The following is a 20,640-nucleotide window of genomic DNA, read 5'->3' on the forward strand; positions in this document are numbered from 1 at the left end:
CGCGCTCGAGCGACGGCTCGGCGGAGGCCTGCGGTGAGCCCGGTGCTTCTCGCGAGCATCGCCGGGCTGGGCCGGGCCGACCCGCGACGGTAAACTTCGGGGCATGGAATCGGGGCAGTCGGCGCAGTGGGTGGCGGTCGTCCCGGTGAAGGGAAACCCGGACGCGAAGAGCCGGCTCGGCGACCGGCCCGACCGGCCCCGGCTGGCGGATGCCTTCGCCCTCGACACGGTCGCAGCGGTGCTCGCGGCACCGCGGGTGGGCCGGGTGCTGGTAGTCACGGCCGATGACGCCCTCGCCGCACGGTTGGCCGCCCTCGGGGCGGAGATCGTGCCGGAAGCAGCCGTGCCGGAAGCAGCCGTGCCCGTGACGGAACCGGCTGCCGGGGAGGGTTCCGGCGAGAGCGCCCGGCCTCCGGCCGGCCCGATGAACGCGGCGATCCGGCAGGGGCTGACCGCGGCGCGCACCCGGTTCCCGCGGGCGAACCTGCTGGTGCTGACCGGGGATCTCCCGGCCCTCACGCCCGCCGACGTCGAGCAGGCCCTCGCGCTCGCCGCCGGCCACGAGCGATCGATGGTTCCCGACGCCGCCGGAACCGGCACGACGACCCTGCTCGCGCTCGCCGGGGTGCCGGTCGAGCCCCGCTTCGGGCCGGGCTCGCGGGCGGCGCACGAGGCCGCCGGGCACGTTCCCCTGGAGATCCCGCCGGCCGCCGGCATCCGCAGCGACGTCGACACCGCCGCCGACCTGCTCGTCGCGGAGCGCCTCGGGCTCGGGGTGCACACGCGTCCCCTGGTCGCCGCCGACCCGGCCTCGATCGGGCGCTGACTCCGGGCGCCTGCTCCGGGCGCTGACGCTCCGGAATGGAGTTATTCGCGACACGCGGTGTTTCCGGGCGCGGATCGCGGCGCGTCCCGAGGATCTCCGCATCAAGCAGATTCGGACGCCGCGGAGAAAAGCGGATGCCGGCCGCGTCGGCTAGCGGCGGCATCCGTCTGGGGGCCGGGCTCAGATCGCGGCGGGGGCCGTCTTCTTCGCGCCGACCTGACCGGCCAGCGCCTCGAGCACCTCCGCGGGGGTCGCGGCGGCCTGGAGTGCGGCCCGGAAGGCGGGTTTCACCAGGGCGCGGGACAGCTGCGCGAGCACGGTGAGGTGCTCGGTGCCGGCCGCCGCCTCGGGAACGGCGATCATGAAGACCAGCGTGGCCGGGGAGCCGTCGACCGAATTCCAGTCGATGCCTGTCCTGCTGCGGGCGAAGGCGAGCACCGGGGCGCTCACCCCGTCGGACTTGGCGTGGGGGATCGCGATGCCGTCGCCGATGCCCGTCGTGCCATGCTCCTCGCGGGCGAAGGCCGCCTGGACGACACCGGCTTCGTCGGTGACGCGGCCGGTCGTGCTCATCAGGCCGGCGAGGGTGCGGATCAGCGCGTCCCGGCCGGTCTCGTCGACGTCGAGCACGATCGTGCGTTCGTCGATGTAGTCGAGCACCGTCTTCGTCACCGGAGGCACCGTCGCCGAAACGGGCTCGAGCTCGGCGGACCGGTTCGGGCCGGCGCCAGCGGAGACGGGACCGGACGCATCCGCATCAGACGCCCCCGCCCCTGCAGTCGCAGCCGCCGCGGCGTGGCGTGCCGCCGTGCGCGCGGAAATGCCGAGCAGCAGCACCGACACGAGGGCGGTGACGACGGCGCCGATGAGCAGCGCGGCGAAGTACATCGGCACCCCGGAGACGGCGCCGAAAACGGCGACGATCGGGCCGCCGTGCGGCACGGAGTCGGTGACGCCGAACAGGGCGGCGATGCCGCCGGCCACGGCTCCGCCGATCATGTTTGCCGGGATGACCTGCAGCGGCTTGGCGGCTGCGAGCGGGATGGCGCCCTCGGTGATGCCGAAGAAGCCCATGAACAGGGCGGCGATGCCGGCCTCCCGCTCGGGCTTGGAGAAGTAGCGGCCGCGGATCAGCGTGGCCAGGCCCATCCCGAGCGGCGGAACGGCGATCGCGGCGGCGACCATGCCCATCGGGGCGGGGTTGCCGGCCGCGATCAGGGCGCCGCCGAAGAGGAACGCGGTCTTGTTGATCGGGCCGCCCATGTCGAAGGCGACCATGGCGCCGAGGATCAGGCCGAGCACGATCACGCTGCCGCCCTGCAGGCCGGTGAGGAACGTGGTCATGCTGGAGAAGACCCAGCTGATCGGCTGGCCGAGGGCGAGCACGAAGGCGCCGCCGACGATCACGGTGGTGAGCACGGGGATCACGAGGATCGGCATGATCGGCCGGATGAAGCGGTGCACGGGGATCTTCTTGATGCCGAGGGCGACGAAGCCGACCAGGAAACCGGTGATGATGCCGCCGATGAAGCCGGCGCCGGACTCGGAGTTGTAGAAGGACCCGGTGGTGGCGATCCAGCCGCAGATCATGCCCGGGGCGAGTCCGGGCCTGTCGGCGATCGCGTAGGCGATGAACCCCGAGAGAATCGGCACCATCAGGGTGAAGCCGAGCACGCCGATCTGGTTGAACGTCAGCCAGAAGCTGCCCTCGGGGATGACGAGGCCCTTCGGGGTCGCCTCGCCGCCGAGGGAGAGCGAGATCGCGATCAGCAGCCCGCCGACCACGACGAACGGAATCATGTAGGAGACGCCGTTCATCAGGGCGCGGTACAGGGTGCCCCCGAAGTCGGCCCTGCCGGAGCTCGCGGTCCCGGAATCCCGGCCGTCGCCGGCGGCGGCCGGCCCTGCGGCCGACGGCCCCGCGGCGAGGGCGTCCCTGATCAGTGCGGCGGGGTGATGGATGCCGTCGGCGACCTTCGCGGAGACGATCCGCTTGCCCGCGAAGCGCGAGCGGTCGATCTTGGTGTCGGCGGCGATCACGACGGCGTCCGCACGATCGATGTCGTCCTGGCTGAAGGTACCCTCCACGCCGACCGAGCCGTGCGTCTCGACCTTCATCTCGTAGCCGAGCTCCGCCGCCGCGCTCTCCAGCTTCTCCGCCGCCATGTAGGTGTGCGCGATGCCGGTCGGGCAGGCCGTGATCCCGAGGATCAGGAGCCTTGGCGGGGCCGGGGGCGCGTTGGTGAGAAGTTCGGGCATGACGGGTTCGGGCATGGCTGAGAGGTCCCTCCGGGGCGAGGCCGACCGGAATCTCCGCGAACACCACAGCCCAAGTTCATAAGCTTAACTAAGCATATCATCCCCGAATGAGGGCCTCGCTGTCTGGTGCACGGACCGCCCGGGACGGGCGCTGCCGCTAAGGGATGGAGTTTTTCGCGACACGCCGGGTACCGTGGCGGGCGTCAGGGTGATTCGCGAAAAACTCCACCGCGGGGCGGGGCGGGGCGGAGCGGAGCGGGGTTCACGGGCGCGCGGCGCGGCCGAGCTGCAGCGCGTCCGCCGCGATTCGCGCGGTCGACGCCGCGTCACGCATCCAGAGCGGCACGGCCGCCCCGCGGATGCCGGCGGCCGCCAGCGCGGGCAGCGCCGCGGCATCCGTCTCGTCCACCAGCCAGGCGTCGAGCACGCCCCCGGCCGCGCGGGAGCCGTAGTGCAGGCCCACGGCCTCGGCCGCGGTCTCGACGCCGATCGTGCGCAGGCACGCGTCGGCCATGCCGCGCACGGCGGAGCCGGCGATGATCGGCGACACCCCGACGACCGGTGCCGCGGTGGCCCGGAGCGCCTCGCGGATGCCGGGGACGGCGAGGATCGTGCCCACCGAGACGACCGGGTTCGACGGCGGCAGGATGACCAGGTCGGCCTCCGCGAGGGCGGCGAGCACTCCGGGGGCAGGGGCGGCGTGCGGGAGCCCGACCTGCACGAACTCGGTGACCTCCACCTGGGAGCGGTAGCGCACCCACCACTCCTCGAAGTGGATCAGGTCGCCGGCCTCGTGCTCGTCGATCGCGGCGTCGAGCCGCACGTGGGTCTCCACCGGCTGGTCGCTCATCGGCAGCAGCCGGGCGCCCGGCTGCCAGCGCCGGCAAAGGAACTCGGTCGCCTCGGAGAGCGTCGCCCCGCCGCGGAGCAGGTCGCTGCGCACGATGTGGGTGGCCAGGTCGAGGTCGCCGAGGGTGAACCAGGACCAGCCGCGCCCGTAGGCGGCGATCTCGGCCGAGGTGCGGCGGGTCTCCTCCGGCCGGCCCCAGCCCTGTTCCTCGTTGATGCCGCCGCCGAGCGTGTACATCACGGTGTCGAGGTCGGGGCAGATGCGCAGGCCGTCGAGCCACATGTCGTCGCCGGTGTTCACGATCACGGTCACCGCCGTGTCGGGGGCGGCCCCGGAGAGGTGGTGCAGCAGGCCGCGGGTGAAGCGGGCGCCACCGATTCCGCCGGCGAGCACGGTGATGTTCTTCATGCGGATACGTCCTTCGTCGGGTCTGGGTCCGCGAGCTCAGCCCTCACGGCCCGCCCCACGAGTCGGCCCCGTCGAATTCGACGGAGATTTTGCTCCGGATTGCGGTTTTTGGCCTCTCCCGCGCCCGATGAACGAAAATCTCCGTCGAATTCGACGGGCGGATGAGGCTCTTCCGCGGCGGGGGAGAAGACGATCACCGGATGCCCGCCCCGCGGATGGGCGACGATGTCGCAGTCCACCCCGTAGACCTGGGCGATGGTCTCCGGCACGAGCACCTCGGCGGGGGTGCCGGCCGCGACGAGCCGCCCGCGGTGCAGCAGGAGGATCCGGTCGCAGTACGCGGCCGCGAGGTTCAGGTCGTGCAGGGCCATGATCGCCGTCAGCCCGAGCGAGCGCACCTGGCCGAGCAGGCCCAGCTGGGCGCTCACGTCGAGGTGGTTGGTGGGCTCGTCCAGCAGCAACAGGCTCGGCCGCTGCGCCAGCGCCCGGGCGATCTGCACCCGCTGCTGCTCCCCGCCGCTGAGGGTGTGCCAGAGCCGCGCGGCCAGCGCGCTGCCGCCGACCAGGGCCAGCGATTCCTCGGCCACCCGGTGGTCGTCCTCGCCGCCGAAGCCGCCGAGCAGTCGGCTCCGGTGCGGGATCCGGCCGAGCAGCACGACCTCGCGCACCGACAGGTCGACGCTCGGCGCCGCGCTCTGCTCGAGCAGGGCCACCCGCCGCGCCGTCTCCCGGCGGGTGAGGCCGTGCAGGGCGGTGCCGTCGAGTTCGACCTGGCCGCCCGCCGGGGTGTCGAGGCCCGCGATCAGCCGGAGCAGAGTGGACTTGCCGGCGCCGTTGGGGCCGAGCAGGCCGGTCACCGAGCCGGTCGGCAGCTGCGCCGACACTCCGTCGAGGATGGCCGTCCCGCCGATCCGGAACGACACCCGGTCGAGCCTCACGCCCATGCCGCGGCCCTCCGGCTCTTGATCAGCACGATGAAGACGGGCACGCCGATGAGCGCGGTGATGATGCCGACGGGCAGTTCACGCGGGTCGAAGACCGTGCGGGCGAGGGTGTCCGCCACGACGAGGAACAGGGCGCCGAAGACCACGGTCAACGGCAGCAGCCGACGGTGGCCTGGCCCGCTCAGCCCGCGCACGAGGTGCGGCAGGATCAACCCGACGAAACCGATCGCGCCGCTCACGGCGACCATGGCCCCGGTGAGCAGGGCGACCGCGCCGAGCAGCGCCCACCGGGTGGCGTTGACGTTGATGCCGAGGGAGGCAGCGGCCGTGTCGCCGAACGCGAACGCGTCCAACCGGGTGGCGGAGAGCACGATCCCGGTGCCCACGACCACGAGCGCGCTGCCCGAGATGAGCACGCTGGTCCAGGAGCTGCCGGCCAGCGAGCCCAGCAGCCAGTTGAGGATCTCCCGGTAGGAGTCGCCCTTGGCGGACCAGAAGATGACGAAGGATGTGCCGGCCGCCCCGAGCTGGGCGATCGCGAGTCCGGAGAGCACCGCCCGGCCGGGGGTGATGGTGCCGCCGACCCTGGCGATGCTCAGGGTGGCGACCAGGGCGGACAGTGCGCCGAGGAAGGCCGCGGCCGGCAGGGCGAAGGCGACGCCGAGGATGACGACGCAGACCGCGCCGAGCGACGCCCCGCTGGACAGGCCGAGCAGGTAGGGGTCGGCGAGCGGGTTGCGGGTGACGCTCTGCATCACGGCGCCGGAGAGCGCGAGCCCCGCACCGACCGCGGCCGCGGTGAGCACCCGCGGCAGGCGCAACTGCCAGACGATGGAGTCGGTCAGCGGCGGGACATCCGTCATTCCGGGCAGGCCCAGGTGGCCGCCGACGCTCGCGAGCACGTCGGCAAGCCCCACGTCGGCCGGGCCGACGGCGACGGCGGCGGCGCAGACGAGCAGCAGCGCCAGCACCGACGCAGCGACGAGGCCGAGGTAGCGCCCGCGCGCAACGGCCCGGCCTGCCGCCCGCGCCGTCGCCGCCCGTTCGTCCGCCGTCACGGCCTGTCCCCAGTCACGCGGTCTCCCGGCTACTTGGACTTCTGCTTGTCGAGCGCGGCCAGCTGGTCGATGGCCGACCCGGCGGCCTCCACGTTGCGGATGCCGGCCTCGGTGGCCGCGAACGGCAGCACGATGTAGCGCTTGTCCTTCACGGCAGCCAGCCCCTGGGTTGCCGGGTTCGACTCGAGCGTGGCGATCTTCGATGCCGCGGTGTTCCAGGTGGCGTCGACGAGCACGATCACGCCCGGGTTCGCGGCGATCACGGATTCCCAGCCCACCGAAGTCCAGGTGTCGTGCACGTCGGCGAACACGTTGGTCAGGCCGGCGGCCTTCATGATCATGGCGGGCGAGCCGATCCCGGCGCCGACGTAGGGGCTGTCGGTGCCGCTGGAGTACCAGAGCGCCGTGGTCTTCGCGTCGGCGGGGGCAAGGGCGGCCAGCGCCTTCTCCTGCGTTGAAACGAGCTTGTCCGCGGCATCAGCCCGGCCGAAGATGGCGCCGGCCTCGGCGATCTCGGCGAACACGGAGTCGAAGGTCAGCGGGTCGGGCATGTAGCCGGTGGCCTTGCACGCGGCGGGGGAGACGTAGCTGCCGATGCCGAGGCCCTCCAGCTGGCCGCGCTCGCCGACGCCGTCGGCGGTGAAGTTGGACTCCCAGCCGCCGTAGACGAAGTCGGGCGTGAGGGCCAGCACGGCCTCCTGGCCGGGCACGAAGTCACTGACCACGTTGAGGCCCTTCCCGGCCGGGGCCAGGGAGGCCGGCAGGGGCCCGTCGAGGAACGCCGAGCCGACGATCCGGTCGCCGAGGCCGAGCGCGAGCAGCAGTTCGGTGGTCGACGACTTGATCGTGACGATGCGCTTGGGCGCCGCAGCCACGGACACGGTGGTGCCGCAGTTTTCGAGCGTGACGGGGTACCCCGCCGGGGCTCCGGTCGCGCCGCCCTCGGAGTTCGCCCCGCCCGCGGCGCCGGTGCCGGCTCCGGCGCATCCGCCGAGCATCAGGGCGACGGATGCCGCGCCCGCGACGTAAAGAAGAGTACTTCGACGGTTCATGACAACCTCACGTTTCGAAACCGCCCCCGCCCTTCCGCGAGAGTGCACTTTTCGCCCTCAGGGAAGTGCTGAAGGGGCGAGAACTGCACTCTCGCGGCCAAGGGCGGGCGGCGGAGCGGGGGGAGCCGCGGGGGAGCGGCAGGGGTGGGGAGCGTGTGTGGGGGGACCTGCCGCCCAAGTCAGGGTTGGCACGACCGGTCAGAGCCAACCGGCGGTCTGGATCCAGCCTAGGCCCATCTCGTTTCGGGCGGGCGCGCACCGGGGGCGGGGAGGAGCGCGCCGGGTCCCGGGCGTCGGAGCACGGCGGCCAGGGCCCGCGCGACCTCCGTCACGTCGCCGTGGAGCGCCCCGGCGGTCACCCGGATGAACGCCTCCGGGCTGGCATCGGACAGGAACGGCGAGCCACCGGCCACCCGGATGCCCGAGGCCGCCAACTGCACGATGGCATCCCGTTCGTCGGCCACCGGAAGCCAGGTGTTGATGCCATCCGCCTGCCCGGTCGGCCAGCCAAGCGCGGTCAGAGCGTCGGCCAGGGCCTTCTGCCTCGCGAAGTAGATCCGTCTGGCCTCGGCGATCTGGGCGATGCTGTCGCCGTGGGTGAGCAGGTCGTGCAGGATCGACTGCAGCATCCGGCTCGTCCAGCCGGGCCCGAGCATCCGTCTGGCCACGATCCGGTCCACGAGCGCCGCCGGCCCGCCGAGGGCGGCGATGCGCAGATCGGGGCCGTGCGACTTCGAGTAGCTGCGCACGTGCAGCACCCGGCCGGGCAGCCAGCGGCCCAGGCTCACGTCGGGGGCCACGCTGATCTCGCCGGAGTGGTCGTCCTCGATCACGACGGTCTGCGCATTGCGCTTGTGCACGCCGAGCAGCCTCGCCAGCTCCTCGGCCCGGGCGAGCGGCATCGACGCCCCGGTCGGGTTGTGCGCGCGCGGCTGCAGGATGACCGCCACCGGCGACTGGGCGAGGGCGGCGGCGAAGGCGGCCGGCACGATCCCGTGGGTATCGACCGGCACCGGCAGGCGTTCGATGCCGAGCCGGTCCAGCAGATCGAAGAATGGCGGGAAGCCCGGGTCCTCCACGATGACCCGGTCGCCGAACCGGGCGACTACGTCGAGGCTGCGGGAGATGGCGTCGAGGGCGCCGTCGACGACCGTGATCGACTCGGCCGGGAACGGCCAGGATGCCCGCAGCACCGCGAGCAGCTCCGGGATCACCGGCAGTTCCTGGTAGAGGACGGTGCTGGCCCGCTGGGAGACCCGGGAGAGCGCCGGGCCGAGATCGGGCAGGAGCCGCGGGTCGGGCGTGCCCCGCGACAGGTCGATCCTGGCCTCGCGGTGGTAGCCGGCCATCGACTGGCTACGGGCCGGCAGCCAGCGCGGAGCGGCGTCGAGAACAAAGGTTCCGCTGCGGCCGCGGGAGACGATCAGCCCCACGGCGGAGAGCGCCTGCCAGGCGTGGCTGACCGTCGCCGGGCTCACCGCCAGGGCCGCCGCCAGCGCGCGCACGGTGGGCAGCCGGTCGCCGGGGGCGAGCCGGCCCGAGCTGATCAGGCGGCCGAGCGCGGCCGCGATCCCGGCGGGAGTGCGGTGCTCGACCTCGTCGATAACGGTTTGCATGACCCCTTGCCTCCGGCTGGTTTGGACGACAGGATGAGAACGCGTGCGTCACACACAGAAACAGAACTGAAATGTTTACGTCGAAGAATAACAAACACGGACAACGCAGTCCGATTCGACTCAACTGATTCGGCGATGCGACTCCCGGCCACAGGGCCAGCTCAGCGCCGAGCTCGATGTGGAGGCAAGGATGACCGGGGAAACCAGCACCACCGACGGGCGCACGATCGTGCGGGCCGCCATCACCCAGACCGACTGGACCGGCGACCAGGAATCGATGATCGCCAAGCACGAGGGATTCGTGCGCACGGCGGCCGAGGCCGGCGTGCAGGTGATCTGCTTCCAGGAGCTCTTCCACGGGCCGTACTTCGGCATCGTGCAGGACCCGAAGTACTACGACTACGCCCAGAGCGTTCCCGGCCCGCTGGTCGAGCGGTTCCAGAAGCTCGCCGCTGAGCACAAAATGGTGATCGTGCTCCCCGTCTACGAGGAGGAGCAGCCCGGCGTGCTCTACAACACCGCCGCCGTGATCGACGCCGACGGCAGCTACCTCGGCAAGTACCGCAAGCACCACATCCCGCACCTGCCCCAGTTCTGGGAGAAGTTCTACTTCCGCCCCGGCAACGGCGACTACCCCGTCTTCGACACCATGGTCGGCAGGATCGGCGTCTACATCTGCTACGACAGGCACTTCCCCGAGGGCTGGCGGGTGCTCGGCCTGAACGGCGCCGAGATCGTCTTCAACCCCTCGGCCACCAAGCCCGGCCTCTCCAACCGGCTCTGGGAGCTCGAGCAGCCGGCCGCCGCGGTCGCCAACCAGTACTACATCGGTGCGAACAACCGGATCGGCACCGAGAGCCGCGAGTTCGGCGACGAGGCGGTCACCTTCTACGGCAGCTCCTACTTCGTCGACCCGCGCGGCAACTACGTCGGCGAGGTGGCGTCGACGGATGCCACGGAGATCGTCATCCGCGACCTCGACCTCGGCGTCATCCGCGAGGTGCGCAACTCGTGGCAGTTCTACCGCGACCGCCGCCCCGACTCCTACGAGCCGATCGTCGAACCCTGAGCCCGGCCGAATAGGAGCGCACCATGACGACAACCCTCATCACCGGAGGCACCGTTGTGACTGCGACCGGCCGGTCCAGAGCCGACGTGCTCATCGACGGCGAGACGATCGCCGCGGTGCTGGCCCCCGGATCACTGCTGCTCGGCGCCGACCTGGCCTCCGGAGTCGACCGGGTGATCGACGCGACCGGCAAGTACGTGATCCCGGGCGGGATCGACGCGCACACCCACATGCAGCTGCCGTTCGGCGGCACCGCGGCATCCGATACCTTCGAGACCGGCACCCGCGCGGCCGCCTGGGGCGGAACCACCACGATCATCGACTTCGCGGTGCAGAGCTACGGCCAGCGCGTCTTCGACGGACTCGCCGCGTGGCACGAGAAGGCCGCCGGGAACTGCGCGATCGACTACGGGTTCCACCAGATCATCGGCGACCTCAACGCGGACTCCCTGCAGGCGATGGACGGGCTGCTCGCCGAGGGGGTCTCCAGCTTCAAACTGTTCATGGCCTACCCGGGCGTCTTCTACTCCGACGACGCGCAGATCCTCAAGGCGATGCAGAAGTCGGCCGAGACCGGGCTGATGACCATGATGCACGCCGAGAACGGGCCGGCGATCGACGTGCTCGTCGGCCAGCTGCTCGCAGAGGGCAAGACCGACCCGTACTATCACGGGGTCGCCCGGGCCTGGCAGCTCGAGGAGGAGGCCACCCACCGTGCGATCATGCTCGCCAACCTCACCGGCGCACCGCTCTACGTCGTGCACGTGAGCGCGAAGCAGGCCGTCGCCCAGCTCGCGGCCGCCCGCGACAACGGCCAGAACGTGTTCGGCGAAACCTGCCCGCAATACCTTTACCTCTCGCTCGAGGAGAACCTCGGCGCCCCCGGCTTCGAGGGTGCCAAATGGGTGTGTTCGACCCCGCTGCGCTCCCGGGCCGAGGGGCACCAGGAGCACCTCTGGCAGAGCCTGCGCACGAACGACCTGCAACTGGTCTCCACCGACCACTGCCCGTTCTGCATGAAGGGCCAGAAGGACCTAGGCCTCGGCGACTTCTCCAAAATCCCGAATGGGATCGGCTCGGTCGAGCACCGCCTCGACCTGCTCTACCAGGGTGTAGTCACCGGCCGGATCTCGCTCGAACGCTGGGTCGAGATCACCTCCACCACCCCGGCGCGCATGTTCGGCCTCTACGGGAAGAAGGGTGTGATCCAGCCCGGAGCGGATGCCGACATCGTCGTCTACGACCCGAACGGCCACACCTCCATCGGCTACGGCACCGACGAGTTCGGCGAGCCGACCGGTCGCAGCCACCACATGAACATGGACCATTCGGCCTGGGAGGGCTACGAGATCGACGGCCACGTCGACATCGTGCTCTCCCGCGGAAAGGTCGTCATCGCCGAGAACTCCTACCTCGGGGCCAAAGGCGACGGCCGGTTCGTCAAGCGCGGCCTGAGCCAGTACCTCATCTAGGGCAGGGGACAGCATGGATTTCGGAGCAGTACTCCAGACCAACCCGCCGTCGGCCCGCGTCGTGCAACTCGCCCAGCTCGCCGAGGTGCACGGCTTCAGCCACGTCTGGACCTTCGACTCGCACCTGCTCTGGCAGGAGCCCTATGTGATCCACAGCCGCATCCTCGCCGAGACCCGCAAGATCATGGTCGGCCCGATGGTGACCAACCCGGCCACCCGGGACTGGACCGTGACGGCGTCGACCTACGCCACCCTGAACGAAATGTACGGCAACCGCACCATCTGCGGCATCGGCCGCGGCGACTCCGCGGTGCGGGTCACCAACGGGGCACCCACCACGCTGAAGACGCTGCGCGAATCGATCCACGTCATCCGTGAACTGGCGAATTCGCGGGCGGTGGAGCACAACGGCGCCACCCTCCGGTTCCCGTGGAGCACGGGCTCCAGCCTCGAGGTGTGGGTGGCCGCCTACGGGCCGCTCGCGCTCAAGCTCGCCGGCGAGGTCGGCGACGGCTTCATCCTGCAGATGGCCGACCTCGACGTGGCCGAGTGGATGATCGGCACCGTGCGAGAGGCCGCGGCGAACGCGGGACGCGACCCGGAGTCGATCACCTTCTGCGTCGCCGCGCCGATGTACATCGGCGACGACTGGGAGCACATGCGCAACCAGTGCCGGTGGTTCGGCGGCATGGTCGGCAACCACGTCGCCGACATCGTCGCCAAGTACGGCACCGACTCCCCCGTGCCCAAGGCCCTCACCGACTACATCGCCGGCCGCAGCGGCTACGACTACAACCAGCACGGCCGAGCCGGCAACACGCATGCCGACTTCGTGCCCGACGAGATCGTGGACCGGTTCTGCCTGCTCGGCACGTCGAAGGACCACATCGAGAAGCTGCAGGCCCTCAAGGAACTCGGGGTCGACCAGTTCGCCGGCTACCTCCAGCACGACAACAAGGAGGAGACCCTGCGGGTCTACGGAGAGACCGTGATCCCTGCCCTCACCGACCCGATCGTGGCGAAGCTGTGACTGCGCCCCGCCGGTTCATCGTCGGCGCGCTCGGGCTGGTGCTGCTCGCCGGGCTCTGGGAGCTCTACAAGCTGCTCGGCCCGGCGGACGGCGTCGTGCTCGCCGGCGTCACCGTGCTGCCGCGCACCAGCGACCTGGCCATGCCGCACCTCTGGGTGATGGCCGGGCGGGCGCTCGAACCGGTCACCGGCGCCGGCAACGCCATGCCGCTCTGGCAGGCCGTCGTCGACGCCTCCCTGTTCACCCTCGGCATCTCCGCGGTCGGCTGGCTCGTCGGCGTCACCGTCGGCCTCGCCCTGGCGCTCCTGATGCATCGGTTCCGGCTGGCCGAGGCGGCCGTGCTGCCCTGGATCATCCTCAGCCAGACCGTGCCCCTGATCGCCCTGGCCCCGCTCGTGCGGCGCTGGGGAACCCAGATCCAGTTCGGCGCCTTCAGCTGGGAGAGCTGGATGTCGGTGGCCCTGATCGCCTCCTACCTCGCATTCTTCCCGGTCTCGGTCGGCGCCCTCCGGGGCCTCGGCTCACCCGACGCCAACCACGTCGACCTGATGCACTGCTACTCCGCCGGCTGGTGGAAGACCCTCTGGCGGCTGCGGCTGCCGGCGAGCGTCGGCTACCTGCTGCCCGCGTTGCGCCTCGCCGCGGCCAGCGCCGTGATCGGCAGCGTCGTCGCCGAGGTGTCGATCGGGCTCCGCGGCGGCATCGGCCGGATGATCGTCGAATACGCCGGCGCGGCCGGCGGCGACCCAGGCAAACCGTGGGCGCCGATCTTCGGCTCGGTGCTCGTCGGGCTCGTCGCCGCCGGGTTCGTCGGGCTGATCGGGCTCGGCCTCCGCCGGTTCCGGCGCGGGGAGGTCGCGGCGTGAGCGCGCCGGAACCGACCCCGCTGCCCGGCAGGAGGGCCGCGAGCCTGGCCGTGGACGTGCGCGGGGTGAGCCGTGTGTTCGCCGGCCGGAAGGGGGCATCCGTCACGGCCCTCGACTCCGTCAGCCTCACCGTGGCGCCCGGCGAGTTCGTCTCCCTGATCGGGCCGAGCGGCTGCGGCAAGAGCACCCTGCTGCGGCTGATCGCCGACCTCGACACCCCGACCACGGGCGAGATCCGGGTCTTCGGCAAACCGGCCAGGCAGGCCAGGATCGACCAGGACTACGGCATCGCCTTCCAGCAGGCCGGGCTGCTGCCCTGGCGCACCGTCAGCGGGAACATCGAACTGCCGCTCGAGCTGCACGGCGCCGACCGGGCGGCCCGTCGCACCCGCGCGGCCGAGCTGATCGAGCTGGTCGGGCTGTCGGAGTTCGCGGGCCACTACCCCGACCAGCTCTCCGGCGGCATGCAGCAGCGGGTGGCGATCGCCCGGTCGCTCGCGGAGAGCCCGAGCCTGCTGCTGATGGACGAACCGTTCGGCGCCCTCGACGAGATGACCCGGGAGCGGATGCAGAACGAGCTCGTGCGGATTTGCGCAGAGACGAGCGCCGCCGTGGTGTTCGTCACCCACTCCATTCCCGAGGCCGTCTTCCTCTCCAACCGGGTCGTCGTGTTGGAGCCGCGGCCGGGCCGCATCCGCGACGTCCTCCGGGTCGGCCTCGGCGAGACCGGGGAGCGCGGCGAGACCCTGCGCGAAGACGAGGAGTTCTTCCACGCCGTCAGCCAGGTGCGCGAGCTGCTGCACGGCGAGGCCCCCGCCGGGGCGAGGGGGGCCGAGGCCCGGTGAGCCAGGCATCCGTTCGGCAAGGCGGCGCCGGGCAGGCCCGCGCCAGGCAGGGCGGCGCCGGCGGGCCGGTGCGCACCGTGCTGGCGCCGATCCTGCTGGGCGTGGCCGTCGTGCTGCTCTGGCAGGGGGCGGTCACCCTGCTCGCCATCAAGCCGTTCATCCTGCCCGGGCCGCTGACGATCGCCGGCCAGTTCGGCGCGAACCTGCAGAACGTGGCCAACGGGATGTTCACCACCGGCCGGAACGCTCTCATCGGACTCCTGATCGGCACCGTGCTCGGGGTGCTGCTGGCGATCCTCGCCGCGCTCATGCGGCTGCTCGACGAAATGGCCGCGCCGATCGTCGCCGCCATCGCGGTCGTGCCGATCGTGGCGCTGGCCCCCGTGCTCTACACGATGTACGGCGCCGGCGCCGAGACCGCCCGGCAGTTCGTGGCGGCGCTCGCCGTGTTCGTGCCCGTGTACTTCAACACCCTCAAGGGGCTCCGGCAGGTGCGCCCCGTGCACCGCGACCTGATGCGGTCGTATGCGGCCACCAACTGGCAGGCCACCCGCACCGTGACCCTGCCGACCGCGCTGCCATTCGTGTTCACCGGCCTGCGGATCGCCTCCTCCCTTGCCGTCATCTCGGCGCTGATCGCCGAGTACTTCGGCGGCCCGGTCGGCGGCCTCGGCAAGTCGATCACCTCGTCGGCGTCGAGCAGCAACTACGGGCTGGCCTGGGCGTACGTGCTGGGCTCGATCCTGCTCGGCCTCCTCTTCTATTCCGCAGCGCTCATCGTCGAGAAGCTCGTCACCCGCCGGTCAGGCGGATAGGCGTCCGCCGCGTGCGCGCGGCGGTCGAAGCGCCACGACGCACCATCCACAACACAGTCAGGCAACCACTTCACGGAGGTAGACATGAAACACCGCACACGATGGCTGGGCACGATGGGCGCCCTCGCCGCCACCAGCGCCCTCGTCCTCACCGGCTGCAGCACCGGGACCACATCGACGACGTCGACCTCGGGTTCCGGCGTGGACCTCGTCCCGATCACCCTGCAGCTGCAGTGGGTCGCCCAGGCCCAGTTCGCCGGCTACTACGCGGCCGTCGACCAGGGCTTCTACAAAGACGAGGGGCTAGACGTCACCATCGCCGAGGGCGCCGCGGACATCGTGCCGCAGGACGTCCTCGCCGCCGGCGATGCCGACTACGCCATCTCCTGGGTGCCCAAGGTGCTCGGCTCCATCGAACAGGGCGCCGACATCACCGACGTCGCCCAGATCTTCGAACGCAGCGCCACCACCCAGATCTCGTTCAAGGACAAGGGCATCACCTCGCCCGCCGACCTCAAGGGCAAGAACGTCGGCAGCTGGGGCTACGGCAACGAGTGGGAGCTCTTCGCCGGGATGCAGAAGAGTGGGGTGCAGGTGGGCGACATCAGCCTCGTGCAGCAGGCCTTCGACATGAACGGATTCCTCTCCGGGGACATCGACGCGGCCCAGGCCATGACCTACAACGAATACGCCCAGGTGCTCGAGACCAAGAACCCGAAGACGGGGGAGCTCTACCAGCCCTCCGACCTCAATGTGATCGACTGGAATGACGAGGGCACGGCCATGCTGCAGGATGCGATCTGGGCCGACGCCGGAAAGCTCGCCTCCGACAAGGACTACGCCGCCAACACGGTCAAGTTCATCAAGGCGTCGATCAAGGGCTGGATCTACGCGGCCACCGACCCGGAGCAGGCGGCCGGGATCGTCACCGCTGCCGGGTCGCAGCTGCCGGCGGGACACCAGCTCTGGATGACCAACGAGGTCAACAAGCTGATCTGGCCGTCCACAAACGGGGTCGGCCTGATCGACGCGGCCGCCTGGAAGAACACCGTCGACATCGCGATGAACACCAAGAACGAGACCGGTGCCACCATCATCACCGCCGAACCGCCCAAGACGGCGTACTCGAATGAGTACGTGCAGAAGGCGCTCGACGAGCTGAAGGCGGACGGCGTCGACGTGATGGGCGCCGGCTGGAAGCCGATCACGGTCACGCTCACCGAGGGCGGCAAGTAGGCTCGCCCCACCGCCACTCAACGCCTCTCACCGCTGGGCCGGGTGGTCCACCGGACCACCCGGCCCAGCTCCCGACCTTCACTCCACGCATTTCCTTCACTCCACGCAATTTCCTTCACTCAACGCAGAGAAAGAACACGATATTCGTGAATGACACCACCGCCGCCAGCCTGAACGACCCCGCCTACGAGCTGGACCGGGCCTACGTCTTCCATTCCTGGTCGGCGCAGGCCGCCCTCGCACCGCTCGTGATCGCGGGCGGCAAGGGGTCCCGGGTCTGGGACTACGACGGGCGCAGCTACCTGGACTTCTCCAGCCAGCTTGTCAACGTGAACATCGGCCACCAGCATCCGGCCGTGACCCAGGCGATCATCGACCAGGCCGGCACGCTCGCCACCGTCGCGCCGTCGACCGCGAACCTGATGCGCGGCGAGGCCGCCAAACGCATCGTCGACCGCGCCCCGGCCCGCTTCAACAAGGTCTTCTTCACCAACGGCGGGGCGGATGCGATCGAGAACGCGATCCGGCTGGCCCGGCTGCACACCGGGCGGGACAAGGTGCTCTCCACCTACCGCTCGTACCACGGCAACACCGGGGCGGCGATCGTGGCGACCGGCGACTGGCGGCGCATCCCGAACGAATTCGCGCGCGGGCACGTTCACTTCTTCGGCCCGTACCTCTACCGCAGCGAGTTCTGGGCGACGACGCCCGAGCAGGAGTCGGAGCGTGCGCTGCGCCACCTCGAACGCATGATCCAGAGCGAAGGGCCGACCACGATCGCGGCCGTGCTGCTCGAATCGATCCCCGGCACGGCCGGGGTGCTCATGCCGCCGCCCGGCTACCTGGCCGGGGTGCGCGCGCTCTGCGACCGCTACGGGATCCTCCTGATCCTGGACGAGGTGATGGCCGGCTTCGGGCGCACCGGGCGGTGGTTCGCGTTCGAGGGCTTCGACGTGACCCCCGACCTGATCGCCTTCGCCAAGGGCGTCAACTCCGGCTATGTGCCCACCGGCGGGGTGATCATCTCCGAGTCGATCGCGAACGACTTCGAGACCACGGTCTTCCCCGGTGGGCTCACCTACAGCGGGCATCCGCTCGCGATGGCCTCGATCGTGGCCGCCCTCGACGCCATGGAGAACGAGGGCATCGTCGCCAACGCGGCCCGGATCGGGCGAGACCGGCTCGCGCCGGGCCTCGCGGAGCTGGCGGAGAAGCACCCGATCATCGGCGAGGTGCGCGGCGAGGGCGTGTTCTGGGCGCTGGAGCTCGTGGCCGACCGGGGCACCCGGGCACCGCTGAGCGGCGTCGTGATGGGCCGGATCAAGGCCGAGCTGCTCGCCCGCAACCTCCTGCCCTTCCTCGCCGACAACCGGATCCATGTCGTGCCGCCGTGCGTGGTCACCGACGACGAGGTCGCCGAGGCCCTCGCCATCTACGACGAGGTCCTCAGCCTCGACCTGCTCTGACCTGCCCGCCGCCGGCTCACCCACACCCACTCGACGAAGAGAAACGAAGGACAATGACCGATCTGCCCGTAATCACCCACTGGATCGACGGGGCGCCGTTCGACGGGACCTCGACCCGCAGCGCGCCGGTCTTCAACCCGGCCCTCGGCGCCGTCGCCAAGCACGTGCGCCTGGCCGGCGCCGTCGACGTCGACACCGCCGTCGCCTCCGCCCAGGCCGCCTACCCGGGGTGGCGGGACACCTCCCAGGCCCGGCGCCAGGGCGTCATGTTCACCTTCCGCGAGCTGCTCAACGCGCGCAAGGGCGAGCTGGCCGACATCCTGACCGCCGAACACGGCAAGGTGACCGCGGATGCCCTCGGCGAGATCGCGCGCGGGCTCGAGGTCGTCGAATTCGCCCTCGGCATGCCGCACCTGACCAAGGGCGAGTACTCGGAGAACGTGTCGACCGGTGTCGACGTGTACACGCTGCGCCAGCCGCTCGGTGTCGTGGGCATCATCAGCCCGTTCAACTTCCCGGCAATGGTACCGCTGTGGTTCTTCCCGATCGCGATCGCCGCCGGCAACACCGTGGTGCTCAAGCCGAGCGAGAAGGACCCGTCGGCGTCGAACTGGATGGCCGCCCTGATGACCGAGGCCGGCCTGCCCGCCGGCGTGCTCAACGTCGTGCACGGCGACAAGGAGGCGGTCGACGCCCTGCTCGTGCACCCCGACGTGCAGGCGATCTCCTTCGTCGGCTCCACCCCGATCGCCAAGTACATCTACGAGACCGCGGCGCACCACGGCAAGCGCGTGCAGGCCCTCGGCGGCGCCAAGAACCACATGCTCGTGCTGCCGGACGCCGACCTCGACCTGGCCGCGGATGCCGCGGTCAACGCCGGTTTCGGCTCGGCCGGTGAGCGGTGCATGGCGATCAGCGTCGTGGTGGCCGTAGAACCGGTCGCCGACGAGCTGGTCGCGAAGATCACCGAGCGGCTGAAGGGGCTCAGGGTCGGCGACGGCATGCGCGGCTGCGATATGGGGCCGCTGATCACCAAGGCCCACCGAGACAAGGTCGCCTCCTACATCGACGTGGCCCGCACCGACGGTGCCGAGGTCGTCGTGGACGGGCGCGGCATCGAGGTGGACGGTGACGCATCCGGATTCTGGCTCGGCCCTACCCTGTTCGACCGGGTCGGCACCGACTCGGATGTCTACCTCGACGAGATCTTCGGCCCGGTGCTCTCGATCGTGCGGGTGGGCAGCTACACCGAGGGGCTCACCCTGATCAACCGGAGCCGCTACGGCAACGGCACCGCGATCTTCACCAACGACGGCGGCGCCGCCCGGCGCTTCCAGAACGAGGTGCAGGTCGGCATGGTCGGCATCAACGTGCCGATCCCGGTGCCGGTGGCGTACCACTCGTTCGGCGGCTGGAAGGACTCCCTCTTCGGCGACGCGAAGGCCTACGGCCCGGCCGGGATCGCGTTCTACACCCGGGAGAAGGCCATCACCAGCCGTTGGCTCGACCCCAGCCACGGCGGCATCAACCTCGGCTTCCCCCAGAACGCCTAGCCCGCCCACCGCCCGCCTCCATCCCGCACTCGCGCGGGTGGGGGTGGGCGGCTATGGGGTTGGGGAGGGCGGCGGGGTCGCCGAGGTGTGCTCGGCCTGCACCCGCTCGGCCTCGGCCCGCAGCACGTCGACGACCGTGCGCACGGCGAGGCGCTCGGCCCGGTCGGGGCGCATCAGCGCCACGATCTGCCGCTCGGCGTCGACCCCGCGCAGCGGCTTGAGCACGAGCTTGCCCGGCTGGTCGCCACCCCAGGTGTAGCGCGGCACGAGCGCGATGCCCAGGCCCGCCATCACGAACGCCTCGATCAGCCGCATGTCCGCGAAGCGCTGTGCCACCAGCGCCTGCCCGCCGCCCTGCTGTTCGATCTGGTGCAGGATGCGTTCGAACGGGTAGCCGTCCGGCGCGCCGATCCAGGTCTCGCCGACGACGTCGGCCGGCCCGATCCAGGCCCGGGCGGCCAGGCGGTGGTCGGCCGGCAGCCCCACGTCGAGCGGCTCGGTCATCAGCGGAACCACGGTCAGTCCCCGCCCGCCCCAGGGCAGCTGCCCGCGCAGGCTGTAGGCGAGCACGATGTCGAAGTCGGCGGTCAGCGCGGGGAAGTCGCTCAGCTCCGGGTCCTTGTCGGTGCAGTTCACGACCAGGCCCGGCACCGACGCGATCTGCCGCAGCGCGCCCGGCAACAACATCTCGCCCGCGGTCGGAAACGTCACCAGGCTCACCTCGCCGGTGGCGTGGTTGCGGAACTCGTCCCACACCGCGTTCGCCCGGGCGAGGGCGACCGCGACATCGGTCGCGCTGCGGGCCAGCGCGCGCCCGGCATCCGTCAGGATCAGGCCACGGCCGCTGCGCTCGGTGAGCGGCAAACCGGCCTCCCGTTCGAGCACCTTGAGCTGCTGCGACACCGCCGACGGCGTGCGGTGGGTGGCCCGTGCGACAGCGGTGATGCTGCGGCGTTCGGCCAGTTCCCTGAGCAATTCGAGCCTCTGTACATCCATGTAGTCAAGCTTCACACTCATTGCAGAACAATGCGATTGTGCTGCACTGTCAATAGTGGTCGAATTAACGCGTCGAACTCGTGCAATGGTGCCTCCGTCTCCCCGACATCAACCTCCATTCTCGAAAGGTACGACCGTGTTCGTTCTCCTCGCCGTTCTCGTTCTCATTGTTCTCTCCTCCGCTGCGGCCGTCGTCGTCGACGTGCAGAAGGACGGCTACCGTCGTCTTCCCGAGCGCAAGCTCGTTCGCAGCTTCTGAACCGTCGGAACCCCCGCCGG

General features: G+C 70.7%; 18 protein-coding genes. 11 read left to right on the top strand and 7 right to left on the bottom strand.

What is annotated here, in order from left to right:
• The first annotated feature begins 103 nt into the window (after window positions 1-103).
• A complete protein-coding gene (gene cofC / locus E3O48_RS00535) occupies window positions 104-826 on the top strand; it encodes a 2-phospho-L-lactate guanylyltransferase (RefSeq protein WP_134536910.1) in 723 nt (240 codons plus the stop codon).
• Window positions 827-1,006: 180 nt separating this feature from the next.
• Here cofC and E3O48_RS00540 read toward each other — a convergent pair whose 3' ends face one another.
• The 6 genes from E3O48_RS00540 to E3O48_RS00565 all read right to left on the bottom strand — a co-directional run bounded on the left by E3O48_RS00540 (window position 1,007) and on the right by E3O48_RS00565 (window position 9,013).
• Entirely contained in the window at window positions 1,007-3,100 is a 2,094-nt protein-coding gene (locus E3O48_RS00540) for a fructose-specific PTS transporter subunit EIIC (protein ID WP_198412992.1), read from the bottom strand.
• 247 nt (window positions 3,101-3,347) lie between these two features.
• Window positions 3,348-4,343: a 2-phospho-L-lactate transferase gene (gene cofD / locus E3O48_RS00545; RefSeq protein WP_134536911.1), complete on the bottom strand. Its 996-nt coding sequence runs from the start codon at window positions 4,341-4,343 to the stop codon at window positions 3,348-3,350.
• On the bottom strand, window positions 4,340-5,287 hold the full coding sequence (locus tag E3O48_RS00550) for an ABC transporter ATP-binding protein (RefSeq protein ID WP_134536912.1): 948 nt from the start codon (window positions 5,285-5,287) through the stop codon (window positions 4,340-4,342). Before E3O48_RS00550 ends, cofD begins: the two co-directional genes overlap by 4 nt.
• Window positions 5,278-6,345: a putative F420-0 ABC transporter permease subunit gene (locus tag E3O48_RS00555; RefSeq protein WP_134536913.1), complete on the bottom strand. Its 1,068-nt coding sequence runs from the start codon at window positions 6,343-6,345 to the stop codon at window positions 5,278-5,280. Before E3O48_RS00555 ends, E3O48_RS00550 begins: the two co-directional genes overlap by 10 nt.
• A gap of 29 nt (window positions 6,346-6,374) precedes the next feature.
• Window positions 6,375-7,397, bottom strand: coding sequence for a putative F420-0 ABC transporter substrate-binding protein (locus E3O48_RS00560; RefSeq protein WP_134536914.1), 1,023 nt, complete (start codon window positions 7,395-7,397; stop codon window positions 6,375-6,377).
• Between the two features lie 227 nt (window positions 7,398-7,624).
• Window positions 7,625-9,013 (bottom strand): PLP-dependent aminotransferase family protein, encoded by a 1,389-nt coding sequence (locus E3O48_RS00565; RefSeq protein WP_134536915.1) that lies wholly within the window; start codon window positions 9,011-9,013, stop codon window positions 7,625-7,627.
• A gap of 190 nt (window positions 9,014-9,203) precedes the next feature.
• On the opposite strand from E3O48_RS00565, the gene E3O48_RS00570 reads away from it, so the two are divergent.
• The 9 genes from E3O48_RS00570 (at window position 9,204) to E3O48_RS00610 (ending at window position 19,365) form a co-directional block, all read left to right on the top strand.
• Window positions 9,204-10,082: a nitrilase-related carbon-nitrogen hydrolase gene (locus tag E3O48_RS00570; RefSeq protein ID WP_134510012.1), complete on the top strand. Its 879-nt coding sequence runs from the start codon at window positions 9,204-9,206 to the stop codon at window positions 10,080-10,082.
• A 23-nt stretch (window positions 10,083-10,105) separates the two neighbouring features.
• Window positions 10,106-11,554: a dihydropyrimidinase gene (hydA, locus tag E3O48_RS00575; protein ID WP_134536916.1), complete on the top strand. Its 1,449-nt coding sequence runs from the start codon at window positions 10,106-10,108 to the stop codon at window positions 11,552-11,554.
• Window positions 11,555-11,567: 13 nt separating this feature from the next.
• Entirely contained in the window at window positions 11,568-12,584 is a 1,017-nt protein-coding gene (locus tag E3O48_RS00580; protein ID WP_134536917.1) for a TIGR03842 family LLM class F420-dependent oxidoreductase, read from the top strand.
• Window positions 12,581-13,450 carry an ABC transporter permease gene (locus E3O48_RS00585; protein WP_241982333.1) on the top strand — a complete coding sequence of 290 codons (870 nt, stop codon included), beginning with the start codon at window positions 12,581-12,583 and terminating at the stop codon, window positions 13,448-13,450. The genes E3O48_RS00580 and E3O48_RS00585 overlap by 4 nt, the downstream gene beginning before the upstream one ends.
• The gene (locus E3O48_RS00590; protein WP_134536918.1) at window positions 13,447-14,295 is read left to right on the top strand and encodes an ABC transporter ATP-binding protein; all 849 of its coding nucleotides are present in this window, start codon (window positions 13,447-13,449) and stop codon (window positions 14,293-14,295) included. Before E3O48_RS00585 ends, E3O48_RS00590 begins: the two co-directional genes overlap by 4 nt.
• On the top strand, window positions 14,292-15,110 hold the full coding sequence (locus tag E3O48_RS00595) for an ABC transporter permease (RefSeq protein ID WP_241982334.1): 819 nt from the start codon (window positions 14,292-14,294) through the stop codon (window positions 15,108-15,110). The genes E3O48_RS00590 and E3O48_RS00595 overlap by 4 nt, the downstream gene beginning before the upstream one ends.
• An 84-nt stretch (window positions 15,111-15,194) precedes the next feature.
• The gene (locus E3O48_RS00600; protein WP_134536919.1) at window positions 15,195-16,346 is read left to right on the top strand and encodes an ABC transporter substrate-binding protein; all 1,152 of its coding nucleotides are present in this window, start codon (window positions 15,195-15,197) and stop codon (window positions 16,344-16,346) included.
• Between the two features lie 146 nt (window positions 16,347-16,492).
• The gene (locus E3O48_RS00605) at window positions 16,493-17,812 is read left to right on the top strand and encodes an aspartate aminotransferase family protein (protein WP_134510020.1); all 1,320 of its coding nucleotides are present in this window, start codon (window positions 16,493-16,495) and stop codon (window positions 17,810-17,812) included.
• A gap of 53 nt (window positions 17,813-17,865) precedes the next feature.
• Window positions 17,866-19,365 (top strand): CoA-acylating methylmalonate-semialdehyde dehydrogenase, encoded by a 1,500-nt coding sequence (locus E3O48_RS00610; protein ID WP_134536920.1) that lies wholly within the window; start codon window positions 17,866-17,868, stop codon window positions 19,363-19,365.
• Between the two features lie 51 nt (window positions 19,366-19,416).
• On the opposite strand, the gene E3O48_RS00615 is transcribed toward E3O48_RS00610, so the two are convergent.
• The gene (locus E3O48_RS00615; protein WP_338145198.1) at window positions 19,417-20,382 is read right to left on the bottom strand and encodes a LysR family transcriptional regulator; all 966 of its coding nucleotides are present in this window, start codon (window positions 20,380-20,382) and stop codon (window positions 19,417-19,419) included.
• A gap of 115 nt (window positions 20,383-20,497) precedes the next feature.
• On the opposite strand from E3O48_RS00615, the gene E3O48_RS18140 reads away from it, so the two are divergent.
• A complete protein-coding gene (locus E3O48_RS18140) occupies window positions 20,498-20,620 on the top strand; it encodes a hypothetical protein (protein ID WP_255453676.1) in 123 nt (40 codons plus the stop codon).
• The last annotated feature ends 20 nt before the right edge of the window (window positions 20,621-20,640 follow it).

Source organism: Cryobacterium sp. HLT2-28 (assembly GCF_004402495.1).
In the GTDB taxonomy this organism is placed as follows: Bacteria; Actinomycetota; Actinomycetes; order Actinomycetales; family Microbacteriaceae; genus Cryobacterium; species Cryobacterium mannosilyticum.

Coding starts and splice junctions, on each gene's coding strand:
- cofC (WP_134536910.1), top strand. CDS start 104: ATGGAATCGGGGCAGTCGGCGCAGTGGGTGGCGGTCGTCCCGGTGAAG.
- E3O48_RS00540 (WP_198412992.1), bottom strand. CDS start 3,100: ATGCCCGAACCCGTCATGCCCGAACTTCTCACCAACGCGCCCCCGGCC.
- cofD (WP_134536911.1), bottom strand. CDS start 4,343: ATGAAGAACATCACCGTGCTCGCCGGCGGAATCGGTGGCGCCCGCTTC.
- E3O48_RS00550 (WP_134536912.1), bottom strand. CDS start 5,287: ATGGGCGTGAGGCTCGACCGGGTGTCGTTCCGGATCGGCGGGACGGCC.
- E3O48_RS00560 (WP_134536914.1), bottom strand. CDS start 7,397: ATGAACCGTCGAAGTACTCTTCTTTACGTCGCGGGCGCGGCATCCGTC.
- E3O48_RS00565 (WP_134536915.1), bottom strand. CDS start 9,013: ATGCAAACCGTTATCGACGAGGTCGAGCACCGCACTCCCGCCGGGATC.
- E3O48_RS00570 (WP_134510012.1), top strand. CDS start 9,204: ATGACCGGGGAAACCAGCACCACCGACGGGCGCACGATCGTGCGGGCC.
- hydA (WP_134536916.1), top strand. CDS start 10,106: ATGACGACAACCCTCATCACCGGAGGCACCGTTGTGACTGCGACCGGC.
- E3O48_RS00580 (WP_134536917.1), top strand. CDS start 11,568: ATGGATTTCGGAGCAGTACTCCAGACCAACCCGCCGTCGGCCCGCGTC.
- E3O48_RS00600 (WP_134536919.1), top strand. CDS start 15,195: ATGAAACACCGCACACGATGGCTGGGCACGATGGGCGCCCTCGCCGCC.
- E3O48_RS00610 (WP_134536920.1), top strand. CDS start 17,866: ATGACCGATCTGCCCGTAATCACCCACTGGATCGACGGGGCGCCGTTC.
- E3O48_RS00615 (WP_338145198.1), bottom strand. CDS start 20,382: ATGAGTGTGAAGCTTGACTACATGGATGTACAGAGGCTCGAATTGCTC.